General features: G+C 64.5%; 16 protein-coding genes. 7 read left to right on the top strand and 9 right to left on the bottom strand.

The features are described from left to right. Window positions 1-108: 108 nt before the first annotated feature. The 4 genes from purF to UB31_RS01645 all read right to left on the bottom strand — a co-directional run bounded on the left by purF (window position 109) and on the right by UB31_RS01645 (window position 4,649). Window positions 109-1,632 (bottom strand): amidophosphoribosyltransferase, encoded by a 1,524-nt coding sequence (gene purF, locus UB31_RS01630; RefSeq protein ID WP_045000394.1) that lies wholly within the window; start codon window positions 1,630-1,632, stop codon window positions 109-111. 27 nt (window positions 1,633-1,659) lie between these two features. Next, window positions 1,660-2,289, bottom strand: coding sequence for a CvpA family protein (locus UB31_RS01635; protein ID WP_045000393.1), 630 nt, complete (start codon window positions 2,287-2,289; stop codon window positions 1,660-1,662). 167 nt (window positions 2,290-2,456) lie between these two features. Beyond that, window positions 2,457-3,902: a DNA repair protein RadA gene (radA, locus tag UB31_RS01640; protein WP_045000391.1), complete on the bottom strand. Its 1,446-nt coding sequence runs from the start codon at window positions 3,900-3,902 to the stop codon at window positions 2,457-2,459. Between the two features lie 18 nt (window positions 3,903-3,920). After that, window positions 3,921-4,649 (bottom strand): sulfite exporter TauE/SafE family protein, encoded by a 729-nt coding sequence (locus UB31_RS01645; RefSeq protein ID WP_045009569.1) that lies wholly within the window; start codon window positions 4,647-4,649, stop codon window positions 3,921-3,923. A gap of 185 nt (window positions 4,650-4,834) precedes the next feature. Here UB31_RS01645 and UB31_RS01650 point away from each other — a divergent pair, with 185 nt between their 5' ends. From UB31_RS01650 to UB31_RS01660, 3 genes are all read left to right on the top strand, one after another. Next, window positions 4,835-5,143, top strand: coding sequence for a hypothetical protein (locus UB31_RS01650; protein ID WP_045000387.1), 309 nt, complete (start codon window positions 4,835-4,837; stop codon window positions 5,141-5,143). 90 nt (window positions 5,144-5,233) lie between these two features. After that, entirely contained in the window at window positions 5,234-5,602 is a 369-nt protein-coding gene (locus UB31_RS01655; RefSeq protein ID WP_045009570.1) for a GFA family protein, read from the top strand. Window positions 5,603-5,706: 104 nt separating this feature from the next. Beyond that, entirely contained in the window at window positions 5,707-6,522 is an 816-nt protein-coding gene (locus UB31_RS01660) for an SGNH/GDSL hydrolase family protein (protein ID WP_045009571.1), read from the top strand. 110 nt (window positions 6,523-6,632) lie between these two features. Here UB31_RS01660 and UB31_RS01665 read toward each other — a convergent pair whose 3' ends face one another. After that, window positions 6,633-7,403, bottom strand: coding sequence for an exodeoxyribonuclease III (locus UB31_RS01665; protein ID WP_045000381.1), 771 nt, complete (start codon window positions 7,401-7,403; stop codon window positions 6,633-6,635). 41 nt (window positions 7,404-7,444) lie between these two features. Between UB31_RS01665 and UB31_RS01670 the strand changes: the two genes are divergently transcribed. Further along, window positions 7,445-7,663 carry a hypothetical protein gene (locus UB31_RS01670; protein WP_045009572.1) on the top strand — a complete coding sequence of 73 codons (219 nt, stop codon included), beginning with the start codon at window positions 7,445-7,447 and terminating at the stop codon, window positions 7,661-7,663. Window positions 7,664-7,675: 12 nt separating this feature from the next. Here the strand turns inward: UB31_RS01670 and alr are convergent, their stop codons facing one another. The 3 genes from alr to UB31_RS01695 all read right to left on the bottom strand — a co-directional run bounded on the left by alr (window position 7,676) and on the right by UB31_RS01695 (window position 12,501). After that, complete coding sequence (gene alr, locus UB31_RS01675; RefSeq protein WP_045009573.1) at window positions 7,676-8,947, bottom strand: alanine racemase; 1,272 nt, start codon at window positions 8,945-8,947, stop codon at window positions 7,676-7,678. A 46-nt stretch (window positions 8,948-8,993) separates the two neighbouring features. Further along, the gene (locus tag UB31_RS01680) at window positions 8,994-10,502 is read right to left on the bottom strand and encodes a replicative DNA helicase (protein ID WP_045000374.1); all 1,509 of its coding nucleotides are present in this window, start codon (window positions 10,500-10,502) and stop codon (window positions 8,994-8,996) included. A 748-nt stretch (window positions 10,503-11,250) separates the two neighbouring features. Continuing rightward, the gene (locus UB31_RS01695; RefSeq protein ID WP_045000369.1) at window positions 11,251-12,501 is read right to left on the bottom strand and encodes a cyclopropane fatty acid synthase; all 1,251 of its coding nucleotides are present in this window, start codon (window positions 12,499-12,501) and stop codon (window positions 11,251-11,253) included. A 270-nt stretch (window positions 12,502-12,771) separates the two neighbouring features. Between UB31_RS01695 and UB31_RS01700 the strand changes: the two genes are divergently transcribed. From UB31_RS01700 to UB31_RS01710, 3 genes are all read left to right on the top strand, one after another. Next, window positions 12,772-13,785, top strand: a complete 1,014-nt coding sequence (locus UB31_RS01700) for a hypothetical protein (RefSeq protein ID WP_045009651.1) — start codon at window positions 12,772-12,774, stop codon at window positions 13,783-13,785. Window positions 13,786-13,888: 103 nt separating this feature from the next. Then, window positions 13,889-14,500, top strand: a complete 612-nt coding sequence (locus UB31_RS01705; protein ID WP_045009575.1) for a TetR/AcrR family transcriptional regulator — start codon at window positions 13,889-13,891, stop codon at window positions 14,498-14,500. Beyond that, window positions 14,497-14,964: a PaaI family thioesterase gene (locus UB31_RS01710; protein ID WP_045009576.1), complete on the top strand. Its 468-nt coding sequence runs from the start codon at window positions 14,497-14,499 to the stop codon at window positions 14,962-14,964. The genes UB31_RS01705 and UB31_RS01710 overlap by 4 nt, the downstream gene beginning before the upstream one ends. A 36-nt stretch (window positions 14,965-15,000) precedes the next feature. Here UB31_RS01710 and rplI read toward each other — a convergent pair whose 3' ends face one another. Then, the gene (gene rplI / locus UB31_RS01715; protein WP_045000366.1) at window positions 15,001-15,606 is read right to left on the bottom strand and encodes a 50S ribosomal protein L9; all 606 of its coding nucleotides are present in this window, start codon (window positions 15,604-15,606) and stop codon (window positions 15,001-15,003) included. Window positions 15,607-15,637 lie beyond the last annotated feature (31 nt).

Below are 15,637 nucleotides of genomic sequence, written 5' to 3' on the forward strand. Positions count from 1 at the left end.
GGGACCCATACGCCGTGACGGTCATGTCAGGGAAGATAGTCGTTGCTGGCCTTCGTCGTACCACAGAGGCCTGTGGTTATGGGTCCCGGCCTTCGCCGGGACGACGATTCAGCTCGCCTCCGCCAGCAGCGACAGCTGCCGCGGTTGCGGCTCGGTCTGGGTCTGGTCGGTGAGGTGGGTCGGATAGGCGCCGGTGAAACAATGATCCGAGAATTTCGGATTGGCCGGGTCGCGGCCGGGCTCGCCCATGGCGCGGTACATGCCGTCGATCGACAGGAACGCGAGCGAGTCCGCACCGATGATCTCGCGCATCTCGTCCAGCGAATGCGTTGCGGCCAGAAGGCCGCCGCGGTCGGGCAGGTCGATGCCGTAATAGTCGGGATAGAGGATCGGGGGCGAAGCGAGGCGGAAGTGCACTTCCTTCGCGCCGGCATCGCGCATCATGCGCACGATCTTCTTGGAGGTGGTGCCGCGCACCAGCGAGTCGTCGATCAGGATGATGCGCTTGCCTTCGATCGCGGCGCGGTTGGCCGAATGCTTCATGCGCACGCCGGATTCGCGGATCGCCTGCGTCGGCTGGATGAAGGTGCGGCCGACATAGTGGTTGCGGATAATGCCGAGCTCGAACGGTATGCCGGAATGCTGGCTGTAGCCGACCGCGGCGGGCACGCCGGAATCCGGCACCGGAACGACGACGTCGACCGGCACATGGCTCTCGCGTGCGAGCTGCGCGCCAAAGGCTTTGCGCACCTCGTAGACCGAGCGGCCGTGGACGATGGAGTCCGGACGGGAGAAGTAGATGTATTCGAAGATGCAGGGCCGCGGCGCGATCGGTGGGAACGGCTTGTGGACGTCCTGGCCGTTCTCGTCGAACACGATGACTTCGCCGGGTTCGATGTCGCGCACGAAGCGTGCGCCGATGATGTCGAGCGCACAGGTCTCGGATGTCAGGATCGGACAGCCGTCGAGGTCGCCGAGCACCAGCGGGCGGATGCCGCGCGGGTCACGCGCGCCGACCAGCTTCTTGTTGGTGAGCGAGACCAGCGCATAGGCGCCTTCGATCTCGCGCAGCGCGTCGATATAGCGTTCGATGAAGCGGGCGCGCCTGGAGCGCGCCACCAGGTGCAGGATCACCTCGGTGTCGGTGGTCGACTGCATCATCGCGCCGCTCTTCACGAGCTCGCGGCGCAGCGTCAGGCCGTTGGTGAGGTTGCCGTTATGGGCGACCGCGAGGCCGCCGGCATTCAGCTCGGCGAACAGCGGCTGCACGTTGCGCAGGATGGTCGCACCGGTCGTGGAATAGCGGACATGGCCGACCGCCATATTACCGGGCAGGCGGTCGATCACTTCGCGGCGGGAGAAGGTGTCGCCGACGAGGCCGAGGCGGCGTTCGGAATGAAAGCGGCTGCCGTCGTAGGAGACGATGCCGGCGGCTTCCTGGCCGCGGTGCTGAAGGGCGTGGAGGCCCAGCGCCGTGATGGCGGCGGCGTCAGGGTGTCCGTAGATGCCGAAGACGCCGCATTCCTCGCGCAGCGTATCTCCCTCCAGATCGTCCTGAAGCTCTAGCGCGGCCGGACTCAAACCGGCCTTTGGATCGAGATCAAGCTGGGCGTCCTGGTCAGGGTGTCGCATCTCGTCAGCGCCTCTCTGTGGGCTCAATCAACGTGCCGCAGGTTTCTCGATCAGCTTCTTCAGGCCATCACGAGCCGGTTTACTGTATCCGTCGCCACTGCCCGGAGGCTGCTGCTCGGTATCAGCTTGATCATCATCTGGTTTGTTTTTCTTGAATCTCTTCAAGATGGTGTTCTCGGGGTCATCCGGCAAGAGGGACATCAGCCAATCCCCGGTTCCCTGGAGCACCACGCGGGATTTGGCCCCCGTGACCCAGTCCGGGCGCTGCTTGTCCGGCACCAGCCAGGTGAAGAACAGGAAGGCCACCACGACGATCAACAGCCCGCGAGCCAGCCCGAACAGGAAGCCGAGGGTACGGTCCAGGGCGCCGATTCGCGAATCCAGGATCATGTCGGAGATCCGGACCGTGATCACGGAGACCACGACCAGGGTACCGATGAATACGCCGGCGACCACCACCACGCTCGCGACCGTATCGTTGTTGAAATAGGTCTTTGCGGTCGGCAGCAGCTTGGAGAACGAGTACAGCGTAACGATCGCCGCCGTGCCCCAGGCCGCGATCGACAGGATTTCGCGCATGAAGCCGCGGACCATGGCGAGCAGGCCCGAGATCAGCATCACACCGAGCAGGATCAGGTCGAGGAGTGTAACTGGCATCGGCTGGTCTGGTCCGCTCGTACTCTCAAAGGTGCTCAGCGAATCGGTGTTTGGCCGCCGCCCTAACTGAGGGCCAGACGGCGTTCCCGGCAAGGCCGCAACCACGCAATCCCATGCTGCTTTTGTGACGGCTGTATAGCGGTGGGGGCGCGGGACGTCACCTCCACCTAGCCCTCTCCGCGGCGGAATCTTGCCGGTGTGGCATTTTTCTCTGCCGGCGCGCTCGAGTCGCCCCGGCGAGAGCCGCGGGCGGCGATCTCGGCCACCAACGTCGTCAGGCTGTTAATCGCGTTGAGGGTGAGCCCGGCGTCGCCGCTGGCCTCGCCTCGGGCCGATTCGGGCAGCACAGCGCGCTGGAAGCCTAGTTTTGCCGCTTCCTTCAGCCGGGCCGGGGTCTGCGCCACTGGGCGAACCACGCCGGACAGCGAAATCTCGCCGAAATAGACCGCATCGGTGGGTAACTGCGCATTAACCAGAGACGACACCAGTGCCGCCGCGGCGGCGAGGTCAGCCGCGGGCTCGTGGATGCGCAAGCCGCCCGCGACGTTCAGATAGACGTCGTGGCCGGACAGCTTGACCCCGCAATGGGCCTCCAGCACTGCCAGCACCATGGAGAGCCGGCTCGGGTCCCAGCCGACCACGGCCCGGCGCGGCGTGCCGAGCGAGGTTGGCGCCACCAGCGCCTGCAACTCGACCAGAAGGGGCCGGGTGCCTTCGATGCCGGCGAAGACGGCGGTGCCGGGCGTGCCGAGATCGCGCTCGGAGAGGAACAATTCTGACGGGTTGGTGACCTCGCGCAGGCCGAGGCCGGTCATCTCGAACACGCCGATCTCGTCGGTCGGGCCGAAACGGTTTTTGACGGCGCGCAGGATGCGGAATTGTTGAGATCCTTCGCCCTCGAAGGACATCACGGCATCGACCATGTGCTCGACCACACGGGGGCCGGCGATCTGGCCATCCTTGGTGACGTGGCCAACCAGGATGATGGCCGCACCGGTCTTCTTGGCAAACCGTATTAGCGCCTGCGCCGAGGCGCGCACCTGCGTCACCGTGCCGGGGGCGGATTCCACCGTGTCCGTCCACATGGTCTGGATCGAATCGATCACGATCAGCCGGGGGACCGCGCCTTCCGACAGCGTCGAGACGATGTCTTCCACCGATGTCTCGGCGGCAAGCTGCACCGGCGCATCCGATAGTCCGAGACGCTCGGCGCGCAGGCGCACCTGAGCGATGGCCTCTTCGCCGGAGATATAGACGATGCGGTGGCCGGCGCGCGCCATCAGACTGGTCGCCTGCGTGAGCAGTGTCGACTTGCCGATGCCGGGATCGCCGCCGACCAGCAGCACCGAGCCGCGGACAAAGCCGCCGCCGGTGACACGGTCGAGCTCGGTCATGCCGGAGGAGAGGCGCGGTGCATCCGGGCTCTTTCCGGCGAGGCTCTCCAGCGCAAACGTCCGGCCCTTGCGCTTGGAGCGGATCGAGACCGGCACGCTGCCGGTCGCGTCCTCCTCGGCGAGCGTATTCCACTCCCCGCAGGACTCGCACTTGCCCTGCCAGCGGTTATAGGCCGCGCCGCAGTTCTGGCAGACAAAGGAGAGCGTGTTCTTGGCCATGGGGACGGTGAGTCGTGCTCAGGAGGATTGGGTTGCGTTCCATAGCATGGAGAGCCCCGCCGCGACCATGATCGCGTCCATCACCATGCGGAACATGTCCGCCTTCAGGTGCAGCACGAAGCGCTTTGCGACGAAGGCGCCGACCATCAGCGAGGAGCCCGCGACCAGGCCCTTGATGAAGACTTCTTGCGTCAGCGCGCCGAAGCGTTCGAAGGTCACGGACTTCGCGAAGTAGAGGCCGAGCGAGGAGGCGGCCTCGGTCGCAAGAAAGGCGCCTTTGCTCAGGCCGTAGAACAGGAACAGCGGCACGCTGAGCGGGCCGGTCGAGACCACGATGCCGGTGAGATAACCGATCACCGCCCCGCCGATCGCGAGATGCCAGAGATTTGCTTTCAACTCGTGCCGCGCCAGCCAGTGCCGGACCGGAACCATCGCGATCAGAAAGAGACCTATGGCGAGATCGACGGCGTGCGAGGGCAGCGCCAGCAGCGTCCGCGCGCCGAGCACCGCGGCCGGAATGCCCGTCACCGAATAGGCCGCGCAGGCCCGCCAGTCGACCTCGCGCCACCAGGCCAGGATCCGCGAGAAATTCGCCATCACCGAGGCCACCGCCATGATCGGCACGGCCTCCTTCGGCCCATAGGCATAGACCAGCACCGGCATCAGCATGATCGACGAGCCCGTGCCGACGATACCTGAAATGGTGCCGGCGATCAGGCCGACGCTGAGGACGAAGAGTAAGGCCAAGGACAGGGCTCCGGGAATCAAAAGAGTGTAGCCGGAGGAAGCGCGGAGAGCGAACGGTCGGGTCGCCAGCCCGTAGTTAATTGCAGGTGTCGCAGGCGCCGACAATCCGATCCGCTCGCCGGCCTGATCCTTCAAATTTGAAGCGTATTGATCGGGGCACTCGCTCAAAGAATTTGAGGTCCGCGATGCCCGATCACCATTCCTTCTCCGCCCTCGACCGCCATGCGGTGCTCAGCGGATCCGATGACGGTTTTCCCTGGTACGCCGGCGCGATGCTCGCGGTCGAAGCCAGCGAAGTGGTGCGGCTGCGCTGCGAGAAGCTCAGCCATGGCGACGAGGCCGCCGGGCGCGAGGCCGCCCTGATGGTGAGCGAGAAGGTCGCCGCCGCGTTCGAGGCGATGGCGAGCCTGCTTGCGGGCGCAACGCCGGCCACGATCATCCAGCGCTATCGCGAGCATGTGGCCGCGAACGCCAAGCGGCTGTCCGCGAACTAGGCTTTCCGACCGGCGTCGCGCGCTGCTGACAGCATGTTGGCAGCAGGGGCGGGCTATGACCACCTCCTGACAAAATGGAGGGTGTGGGACATGCCGATCGAGGCAAGCTGTCATTGCGGTGAGACGGTGTTTGAGGTGACAGAGGCGCCATCGAGCGTGACGCGCTGCACCTGTTCGCTCTGTGCCAAGCGCGGCGCGTTGTGGGCCTATTACACGCCGGCGCAATTCCGCCTGCTGTCGCCGCCGGAGAAGGTTACGACCTATCGCTGGGGCAGCCGCACCGTCAAACATCATTTCTGTGCAAGCTGCGGCTGCGGCACCTATTCGGAGTCGCCGGACTGGTCGACCGGCAAGCCCGATTTCGACAATCCCAAAGTCGGCGTGAATGCGCGCCTGTTCGACGATTTTGATCTCGAGGCGGTGCCGGTGAACCTTATCGACGGCAAGAATTTGTGGTGAGCACGCGGTCGCACGCATAGCTGCTGCACGCCCGTCCCCTTGAGGCGGTCGCGGAAAGCTGATCTGTTTTCCGGCCTCAGTAAAAAGAAAAGGGGAGGAAGCCGATGATGCGTCTTTTGGCGCGAGCCATGCTCGTAATGTGTCTGGCCGCTGCGGCCAGCTTCAATGTACAGGCGCAGACCAAGCCGAAGGTCACGACATCAGGGCCGGACTTTCCCAAGGCCGCGTTGTTCGTCGGCAATAGCTTCTTCTACTACAACAACGGCATGCCCGGGCATCTCTCCTTTATGGAGCGGGCTGCTGATGCCGACAACAAGGCGGCGTATCGCAACACCATGGCCACGATCGGCGGCTCCGGGCTCGACTGGCACGACATGGACAATCTGCTGCGGCCGGGCGGCATCGGTGCCTATTCCTTCGACGACCGGAACAATGTCGTCTTCAACAAGCCTGGCAAGCAGTTCGACGCGGTCGTGATGATGGATTGCAGCCAGTGCCCGATCCATCCGCAATTGAAGGATGCGTTCGCGACCTTTGCGAAGAGGGACAGCGAGATCGTCCGCGCCCACGACATGCGGCCGGTGCTGTTCATGTCCTGGGCCTATGCCGACAAGCCGGAAATGACCGATGGCTTGGCCGAGGCCTACACAATCGCCGGCAATGCCAATGATGTGCTCGTGATCCCCGCGGGCCTCGCCTTTGCCCGTGTCCGCAAGCTCCAGCCGGAGCTCAATCTCTATGCGCCGGACAAGCGGCATCCGAGCCCGGCGGGGACGTACCTTGCGACCTGCGTGACGCTCGCCGCGCTGACGGGCCGCTCGCCGGTTGGCAACTCCTATACGATGGGTATCGATCCGGAGACGGTGCAGCTGCTGCAAAAAGCCGCGTGGGACACGGTGCAGGAGTATTACGGGCGCTGATCTGGCGCGATTTCGTAGGGTGGGTTAGCCGAAGGCGTAACCCGCCGCTTCTGTCTTCGCGGAAATAAAGAGGTGGGTTACGCTTCGCTAACCCACCCTACGGATCCGCGCTATTTCAACACCACCCATGCCGGTGCGTGATCGCTGGCGCCGTCCTCGCCGCGGACTTTCTTGTCGACGCCGGCCTTCGCCAGGCGTGAGACAAGGGCAGGGCTCAGCAGGAGATGATCAAGCCGAAGGCCCGCATCGCGCGGCCAGCGGTTCCGCTTGTAGTCCCAGAAGCTGTAGATCCGCTCCTCCGGATGCAGCTCGCGGATCGCATCGCACCAGCCCTGCGCGACGAGCGAGGCAAACGCCGCGCGGCTCTTCGGCTGGATCAGAGCATCCTTGTCCCATGAGCGCGTGGGATAGATGTCGATCGCCGTCGGCGCCACGTTGTAGTCGCCGGCCAGCACCACGGGCAGATCCTGCTTGATGAAGGTCTTGGCGTGGCGCTTCAGGCGTGCAAACCAGTCGAGCTTGGTGTCGAATTTCGGCCCCGGCTGCGGATTGCCGTTCGGCAGGTAGATGCTGGTGACGATGACGCCGCGCACCGCGGCCTCGATGTAGCGCGCCTCGTGATCGTCAGGTCTCCCCGGTAGCCGGTCGCGCGTCAGAATGGGCTCGGCGTTGCGGGCGAGGATGGCGACGCCGTTCCAGGTCTTTTGTCCGCGCCAGACTGCGCCGTAACCGGCCTTCTCGATCGCGGCCGCCGGAAATTCGCCATCACTTGCCTTCAATTCCTGAAGCGCGACGACATCGGGCTTGGCCGCGCGCATCCATGCCAGCAGATTGGGCAGGCGGCGGTTGATGTTGTTGATGTTGAATGTCGCAATCTTCATGTAGAGCTGATCGCCTGTTACGTTCCGTCACCGGAGATAAAATGTCCAAGTTGAGCCTTGCCGCTATCGCATTCGTCGTCGCGTTCTCCGGGGCCGATTCAGCACAATCGGCCGATCCGCGCGGCGCGTGCAAGGCGGATTACGACAAATTCTGCGCTGGCATCGCACCGGGCGGCGGCATCGTCGCCTGCCTCAACGGCAAGCGCGACCAGCTCAGCGCGACCTGCAAGGCGGCGCTGGATAGCAGGAAGAAGAAGTAGGCGGCTGAGAGCTTAGCTCGGCAGCGGCGGCGGGCTCGTTGGCTGCTCGACCGGCGGCGGCGAGGGCGTCTCCTCAGCGGCCGGTGTCGGCCGTTCCAGCGGCTCGACCACGTTGCCGCCCTTGTAGACGCGGGCGTAGCGGCGGCCGAGGCTGGTCAGGACCTCATAGCCGATGGTGCCGAAATGATGCGCGAGCTCATCGACGGTGATGCCGTCGCCGAGCAGCGTCACCAGATGGCCGCGCCGCGCCGAGTTCGGCGGCAGGTCGGTGATGTCGATCGCGATCAGGTCCATGGACACGCGGCCCGCGACCGGGCAGCGCTTGCCGGCGACGATCACCTCGGCGCCGCGGGTGCCGTCATTGGAGCTGGCGGCGCGGAAATAGCCGTCGGCATAGCCGACCGCGATGATCGCGAGCTTGGTGGGCCGCCGCGCGGTCCAGGTGCCGCCATAGCCGACGCTCTCGCCGCGCTCGACATTGCGGACCTGCACGATGCGCGCCTTGAGATCGACCACCGGCTGCATCGGATTGTCGGCCTCCGGCGTCGGATTGACGCCGTAGAGTGCAGCGCCTGGCCGCACCAGGTCGAACTGGAACGGCGCGCCCAGGAAGATACCGGATGAATTGGCGAGCGCCGCCGGCACGCCGGAAAATTCGCTGGCGATGCCGCGAAAGGCCGCGAGCTGTTTTGCGTTCGCGGGGCTGTTGAGCTGCTCGGCCGAGACCAGATGGCTCATCACCAGCGTGATGCCGTGATCGCCGGCGTTGATGCGGGGGATGATGGCCTGCGCTTCCGCGAGCGTCAGGCCGAGCCGGTTCATGCCGGTGTCGATGTGGATCGCGGCGCCCCCGGACCAGCCGGTGCGGCGGCAGAACACATCCCATTCGGCGAGTTCGTTGAGATCGCCAATCACCGGCCGGCAGTTGATTTTTGCGTAGTGCTCGCCGGTGTTCTGGAAATAGCCGCCGAGTACGTAGATCGTGGCCTCCGGCACCGCAGCGCGCGCCGTGCGCGCTTCCTCGATGGTGGCGACGAAGAAGATCTTGCAGCCGGCCTTGTTCAGCGCATGCGCGACCTGCCCTGCGCCGCAGCCATAGGCGTCGGCCTTGATCACCGCCGCGCATTCAGCCGGCACCGCCGTCTTCTCGAGCTTGCGCCAATTGACGATGATGGCGTCGAGATCGACGGTGAGCACGCCGCCATAGGCTGCAAGCGCGGCAGCCTGATTGGCCTCCGCGGAGAGAAGGCCGGATTGTGGGATCGTTTTCGGGTCGGACGCCATTGTCATGGCGCCGTTTTACGCAAGAGGCAGGCTTGGTTCAAGGAACTCAGTAGTCGTTGCCGCTACGATCCGGCAATTGAGCGTCAGACGCGAGGTCGCCGAACCGCGTGACCGAGGCTTCGAAGGCCAGATCGACGGTGCCTGTCGGGCCGTGGCGCTGCTTGCCGATGATGACTTCGGCCTTTCCGTGCGCAAGACTCATGTCAAGCTGCCACTTCTCGTGTTCAGGCGTACCCGGGCGCGGCTCCTTCATGGCGAGGTAATATTCCTCGCGGTAAACGAACAGCACGACGTCGGCGTCCTGCTCGATCGAGCCCGATTCACGCAAGTCGGAGAGCTGCGGCCGCTTGTCGTCGCGCGATTCCACCTGACGCGAGAGCTGCGACAGCGCGATCACAGGGACGTTGAGTTCCTTGGCTAGTGCTTTCAGGCTGGTCGTGATCTCCGTGATTTCCTGGACGCGGTTTTCGCTCCGCTTGCCCGAGCCCGACAACAGCTGGATGTAGTCGATCACGAGGAGATCGAGACCCTTCTGCCGCTTTAGCCGGCGAGCACGCGCCATCAGCTGCGCGATCGACAGACCGCCGGTCGCGTCGACATAGAAAGGCAGCGATTGCAGCTCGATCGAAACGTGGCGGATCTTCTCGAAATCGGCTTCCGTGATGCCGCCACGGCGGATGTGGGAGGAGGAAATGCCGGTGCGTTCGGCCACGATACGCGTGGCGAGCTGGTCGGCCGACATTTCGCAGGAGAAGAAGCCGATGACGCCGCCATTGGCAGCCTTCATGGTGCCGTCGGCCTGGAGTTCGGCGACATAGGCCTGGGCGACGTTGTAGGCGATGTTGGTCGCCAGCGACGTCTTGCCCATGCCGGGACGTCCCGCGACGATGATGAGGTCGGAGTGCTGCAAACCGCCCATCTTGGTGTCGAGATCGCGCAGGCCCGTTGAAATACCCGACAGCTTACCGTCGCGCTGGAACGCCTTTGCCGCGAGATCGACGGCAACCGCCAGCGCCTGCGAGAATTTCTGGAAGCCGCCGTCATAGCGACCGGATTCGGCGAGTTCGTAGAGGCGGCGCTCCGCGTCCTCGATCTGTGCGCGCGGCGCGAAATCCACCGGGGCGTCATAGGCGACATTGACCATGTCCTCGCCGATGCCGATCAGGTCGCGACGCAGTGCGAGATCGTAGACGGTGCGGCCGTAGTCCTGGGCGTTGATGATGGTGGTCGCTTCAGCCGCGAGGCGCGCCAGATATTGGCCGATGGTCATGCCGCCGACGTCGGTGTCGGCGGGCAGGAATGTCTTCAGCGTCACGGGTGTGGCGATCTTGCCCATCCGGATCAGGCTCGAGGCGGTCTCGTAGATGGTCTGGTGCAGCGGTTCGAAATAGTGCTTCGGCTCCAGGAAGTCGGAGACGCGGTAGAAAGCATCGTTGTTGACCAGGATCGCGCCCAGAAGGCTCTGTTCCGCCTCGATATTATGCGGCGCGCTCCGGTAGGCGGGAGTTCCGGCATCGGGCGCGAGTTTGAGAACGTTCGAATCAGTCAGGGCCATGGTCGATCGATAGCAATTTTCTGGGGCGGATGCGGGGCCGGGATAAAGCGCCGCCCCAACCCAAAGCGGAAGTAAAAGCTCGTCTCTATCAACCGATCATTAAAGCGGTGGATGATTAGCAGCCGCAGCACGCGCCGCGCTTGACGGATTTTTGCGGAACTCGCCCGCGCTGGAAGCAGCCGCGACCGCACCACGGAAAAATCCGGAACTCATGAACCTAAAGGAATGAGGTGCAGACGTACTGAAGAGCGCGCGAAATGACGCACGCTGGGAGCTTTCGGCTCGGTTCAGACCAGCAGAAGGTAGACCAGCGCCACCAGGGCCGCTCCGACGCCGGTGGCGATCAGGGCGTAATCGGTGCGGAGGTCGTCCTGCACGTCGAATGAGGTTTGGGTCTCTTTGCTCATGGCGACGATCTAGGCCAGGACCGCCCGGACTTATGTGAAGCAGATCACATCTCCCCGGATTCTTTCGGGGGTATGCAAGGAACAGGCAGGCGGGCAGGGGATTGTCCCCTCCCAGGGAGACGAGGCAGGCAATGCGGCCAGAACGGCAGCCCCAGATTTGGCGAAGCGAGGCAGGTAGCCGATTGTGGCTGTCCGGGCTGATCGCCGCCATGGAGCATGCCGCGCAGCCGGAGCAGCGGCGCCTGCCGGTCGCACCTGAAACGCTCGCGGCATTGCGCACCCAGCTGGCGTTACCGGCGTCTTTCCGGATCTCCCCGATTTCAACCCTGCGTCACTAGAATCTATTCACCTGCAAGCTTCAGTCTCGGCTTGGCGCCGCCTTCGAGGGCGCGCAGCCGGTTTTCCTCGCGCGCGATGTAGTCGCGGGTCATCGGCACCACGCCCTGGCGCTTGGTGAGCTGAAGCTGGAAGTTCATCATGTCCTGCTTGCGAAACGTCATCTCGCAGGCCGCGAGGTAAAACTCCCACATCAGTGCGAAGCGCTCGTCGTAGAGCTGCACGGCTTCCTCGCGTCGGGCCATGAAGCGCTCCCGCCAGGCTTTCAGCGTCTCCGCATAATGCAGGCGCAGGATCTCGACGTCGCAGACTAGGAGCCCGGCGCGCTCGATCGAAGGCAGCACCTCCGACAGCGACGGGATGTAGCCGCCGGGAAAGATGTATTTGGCGATCCAGGGGTTGGTCGAGTCCGGCCCTTGTGACCGGCCGATCGAATGCAGCAGCATGACGCCGTCCTCGCTCAGAAGCTCGGCACAGCGCTGGAAATAAGTATCGTAGAATTTGACTCCGACATGCTCGAGCATGCCGACCGAGACGATGCGGTCGAACGGCCCATCGATGTCGCGATAGTCCTGGAGCAGGAACCGCGCCGACCGCGTCAGGCCCTTCTCGGCGGCGCGGGAATTGGCAACCTGCAACTGTTCCGTCGACAGGGTGATGCCTGTGACGTCGGCGTCTGCGATCTCCGCGAGATAGAGGCCGAGCCCGCCCCAGCCCGAGCCGATGTCGAGCACGCGCTGGCCGCCTTTGACAAGCAACTTTGCGGCGATGTGCCGCTTCTTGGCGAGCTGGGCGTCGTCGAGCGTGGCCTCCGCCGTCTCGAAATAGGCGCAGCTATATTGCTTGTCGGCGTCGAGGAAGAGCGAATAGAGCCGGCCGTCGAGATCGTAGTGATGTGCGACATTGCTGCGGGAGCGCGTGCGCGGATTGAACTGCTTCAAGTGCCGCACGAAATAACGCAGGTGCCACCAAGGTTTTGCCCAGTGCGGCAATAGGTCGGGTTGATCGAGCAGGGTCGCGAGGGCATCAGCTATGGTGCCGCGCTCGACGACGAACTCGCCGTCCATATAGGCCTCACCAAGCCCGAGTTCGGGATTGATGAGGACTCTCCTTTGGGCGTCAGCAGTGACGAAGCGGACTTCGACCGGCTCACCAGTGCCGTCACCGACGCTAAATTTCAATCCTCCCGCCGTGGTCACCGTCATCGACCCGCGGCGGATGAATTGAGACAGGAATTTACGCAACAAACGGTCCATCGACACACACCTCTCGAGCGAACCCGAAAAGAAGCGACTAAACCCGGCCGTCACACGCCTGAGACTATATTGGTTCCCATGCGTTCGCATGTAAATCTAGGCAGCCTGTGCCTGCCCCGCTATTGCGTTGTGTACAAAGCCGATATTCGAAAAACGCGTAATCACATGCTTGTTCAGTGCGCTTCCATTCGCAGCGCAATCGGCTAAAAGGTGACCGCCGCCGCGCTGCATGCCGGCCGTATCTGTCGGATTTCAATGGAGATGATGGGAATGTCGAGCCGAGCGCTCAGCCTCGCCACGGTGCTGTTTCTGATCGGCTTCGGCGCCACCGATGCCGTTCTGGCGCAGGCGACGAACCTCGAGGCCGGCAAGGCCCCATCCCAGATCTTCGCGCAGACCTGCAATGCTTGTCACAAGAGCCCGAGGGGTCTGTTGAAGACGGTAGCGCCGGGCTCGCTGCCGGGTTTCCTGCGTCAGCACTACACAACCAGCCCCGACATGGCTGGCGTGCTGGCCTCCTACCTCGTCTCTAATGGTGCCACCGACGCCCGCTTCCAGTCCAAGGATGGCGCCAAGGACGGCAAGGACAAGAAGGACGGCGCCAAGGAGAAGGACGCCAATACCAACCCGGCGCAATCCCCTGACCATCAGGGCCGCCGCCAGCGCGCGCAAGAGGCCGCCAAGCCGGAAGGCGAGGGTGCGGCAGCTCCGGCGCCTGAAGGTCGTCAGAAGCGCGCGGCGCGGCCGAGCGAAGAGGGTGCAAAGGAAGGGGTAAAGCCCGAGGCCGGCACCGAGCCATCGCCCGAGGGCCGCAAGGCCAAGCGGCTCAGCAAGCGCGGCAAGCCGGGGACCGAGGATGCGGCTGCGCCGTCGTCCGGCGACAAGAAGGGTGAACCCAAGGCCGAACCGAAGAGCGACAGCGCAAAGATCGATTCTGGCCGCGACGAGTCCAAGCCCGAAAGCAGCAAGCCGTCCGAGAAGCCCGCCGAGACCAAGCCTGACAGTGCCAAGGTCGAGCCGAGCGGTAGCGAGGCTCCGGCGTTGCGTCCCGATCCGGTGCCGGCCGTGACGCCGGCCCCGCCTGCGGTCGCTGCGAAACCCGTTGAGCCGGCTGCGCCCAAGCCTGCTGAGGTTGCCGCTCCCAAATCGGCCGAGCCCGCCACCAGCGGCAGCTCCGAGCCGGCGGCCAAGCCGCAGGAATCGGCACCGCCGGCAACCGCCGCAGCTCCGCCGCCTGCGCCAGCCGATCAGTCTGGTCCGCCGACCCCGCCGATCTCGCGATAAGCCAATTTTCAGATCGATCCACGGAGGTCGCGCCGTCGCGGCCTCCGTGTCGTCTTGACCGTAATTAGAGTATTACTCTAGAGTATAAATCTAGGAGATACGGATGACATCCGGCGTGCGTGAGGAGCTGTTGGCGGCGGGGCTCGCGGTGTTCGACCGTGTCGGCTTCGAGGGCGCGACGGTGGCCGCAATCCGCACCAAAGCGCGCGCCTCCAACGGCAGCTTCTTTCATGTCTTCGGCTCCAAGAAGGAGCTCGCCGGCGCGCTGTTCCTGGAAGTGCTGCGGCACTATCACGCTGCGATGCTCGCCGCGCTCGATCCCGTGCCCGATGCGCCGCAGGGCATCGATCGCCTGATCCGCGCTCATCTCGACTGGGTCGTGTTGAGCCGCCGCGAGGCGCGCTATCTCTTCGAGATCTCGCGCAGCGAATGGAGCGAGGACGTTCGCGACGCCCAGCGCGCGGAGAATGCACGCCTTGCCGAAGGCCTCGAGCGCTGGCGTGCGCCGCTGGTCGCGCGCGGCGAGCTTTTGCCGATGGCGCCGGTGATGTTTGTCAGCCAGCTGATCGGCCCGGCGCAGATATTCTGCCGCGCCTTCCTGTCGGGGCGCGACCGCGCCGATCCGCGCGCTGAGGCCGAGACTCTGATCGCCTGCGCCATCCGCGCGCTGGTGCCGCTCGGGCGCATCCACAACAAGGAAGGAGTCGCGTCATGAGCAGCGAAGCCGATCCCGAGTTCGCAGCTGTAGCTGAGCGCATTCACGCCAATGTCGGCCGGCAGGGTTTTATGAACCTGGTCGGTGCCGAACTGTCCGAGCTGTCGCGCGGCACCTGTACGATCGCGGTCGAGCGCCGGCCGGAGCTGTTGCAGCAGCACGGCTTCTTCCATGGCGGCGTCACCGCCTTCCTGGTCGACAATGCCACGACCATCGCAGCCGCCACCTCGCGTGGCCAAGCGGCGCTGACGGCGGAATACAAGCTCAACCTGTTATCGCCGGCAGTCGGTGAGAAGCTGATCTGCCGGGCGCGCGTGATCAAGCCGGGCCGCCAGGTCTCCGTGGTCGCCGCCGATGTGTTCTGCGTGAGCGACGGCGTCGAGAAACATACGGCAACCGCGTTGGCCTCGATTGCGATGCTGAGCGAGGACGTCGCCGCAAAAACGAAAAGCCCGGCCGCTTGAGGCGGCCGGGCTTCGTTGCCTGCTTGAACGCGAGGCTTACTTCTCGGTCTCTTCCGCAGCCGGCGCCGGCTCGGCGTCGTCCTGCTGGGCTTCCGGATCGAAGAACTCGCCGGCGGCGGCGATCGCTTCGGCGGCTGCGTCGCGGTCTTCGTTGCGGGTCGAGATGTCCTCGCCGCGGTTGATGCGCTCGGCCTCGTCCTGGCTGCGCGCAACCGTGACGGAGACCTCAACCTCGACCTCGGGATGAACGGCGACGGTGATGGTGTGCTTGCCGATGGTCTTGATCGGCGCGTCGAGCTGCACCTGCGGACGGTCGAGCGAAACGCCATCGGCTTCGAACGCCGTGACGACGTCGCGCACGGTGACCGAGCCGAACAGCTGGCCGGCTTCAGAAGCCTGACGGATCACGACGATGTTCTTGCCCTGGATCTTCTCGGCGATCTTGGAGGCCTCGCCCTTACTCTGGAGGTTGCGAGCCTCGAGGTCGGCCTTCATGCCGTCGTACTTGGCGCGGTTGCCTTCGGTGGCGCGCAGCGCCTTGCCGCGCTTGAGCAGGAAATTACGGGCATAGCCGTCGCGAACCTTCACGACTTCGCCCATCTGACCGAGCTTGCTCACGCGTTCCAGCAAAATGACTTCCATATTCGTTCTCCTTTGAAGTGCTCTGAGTTTC

The organism is Bradyrhizobium sp. LTSP849 (assembly GCF_000938255.1).
GTDB lineage: Bacteria > Pseudomonadota > Alphaproteobacteria > Rhizobiales > Xanthobacteraceae > Bradyrhizobium.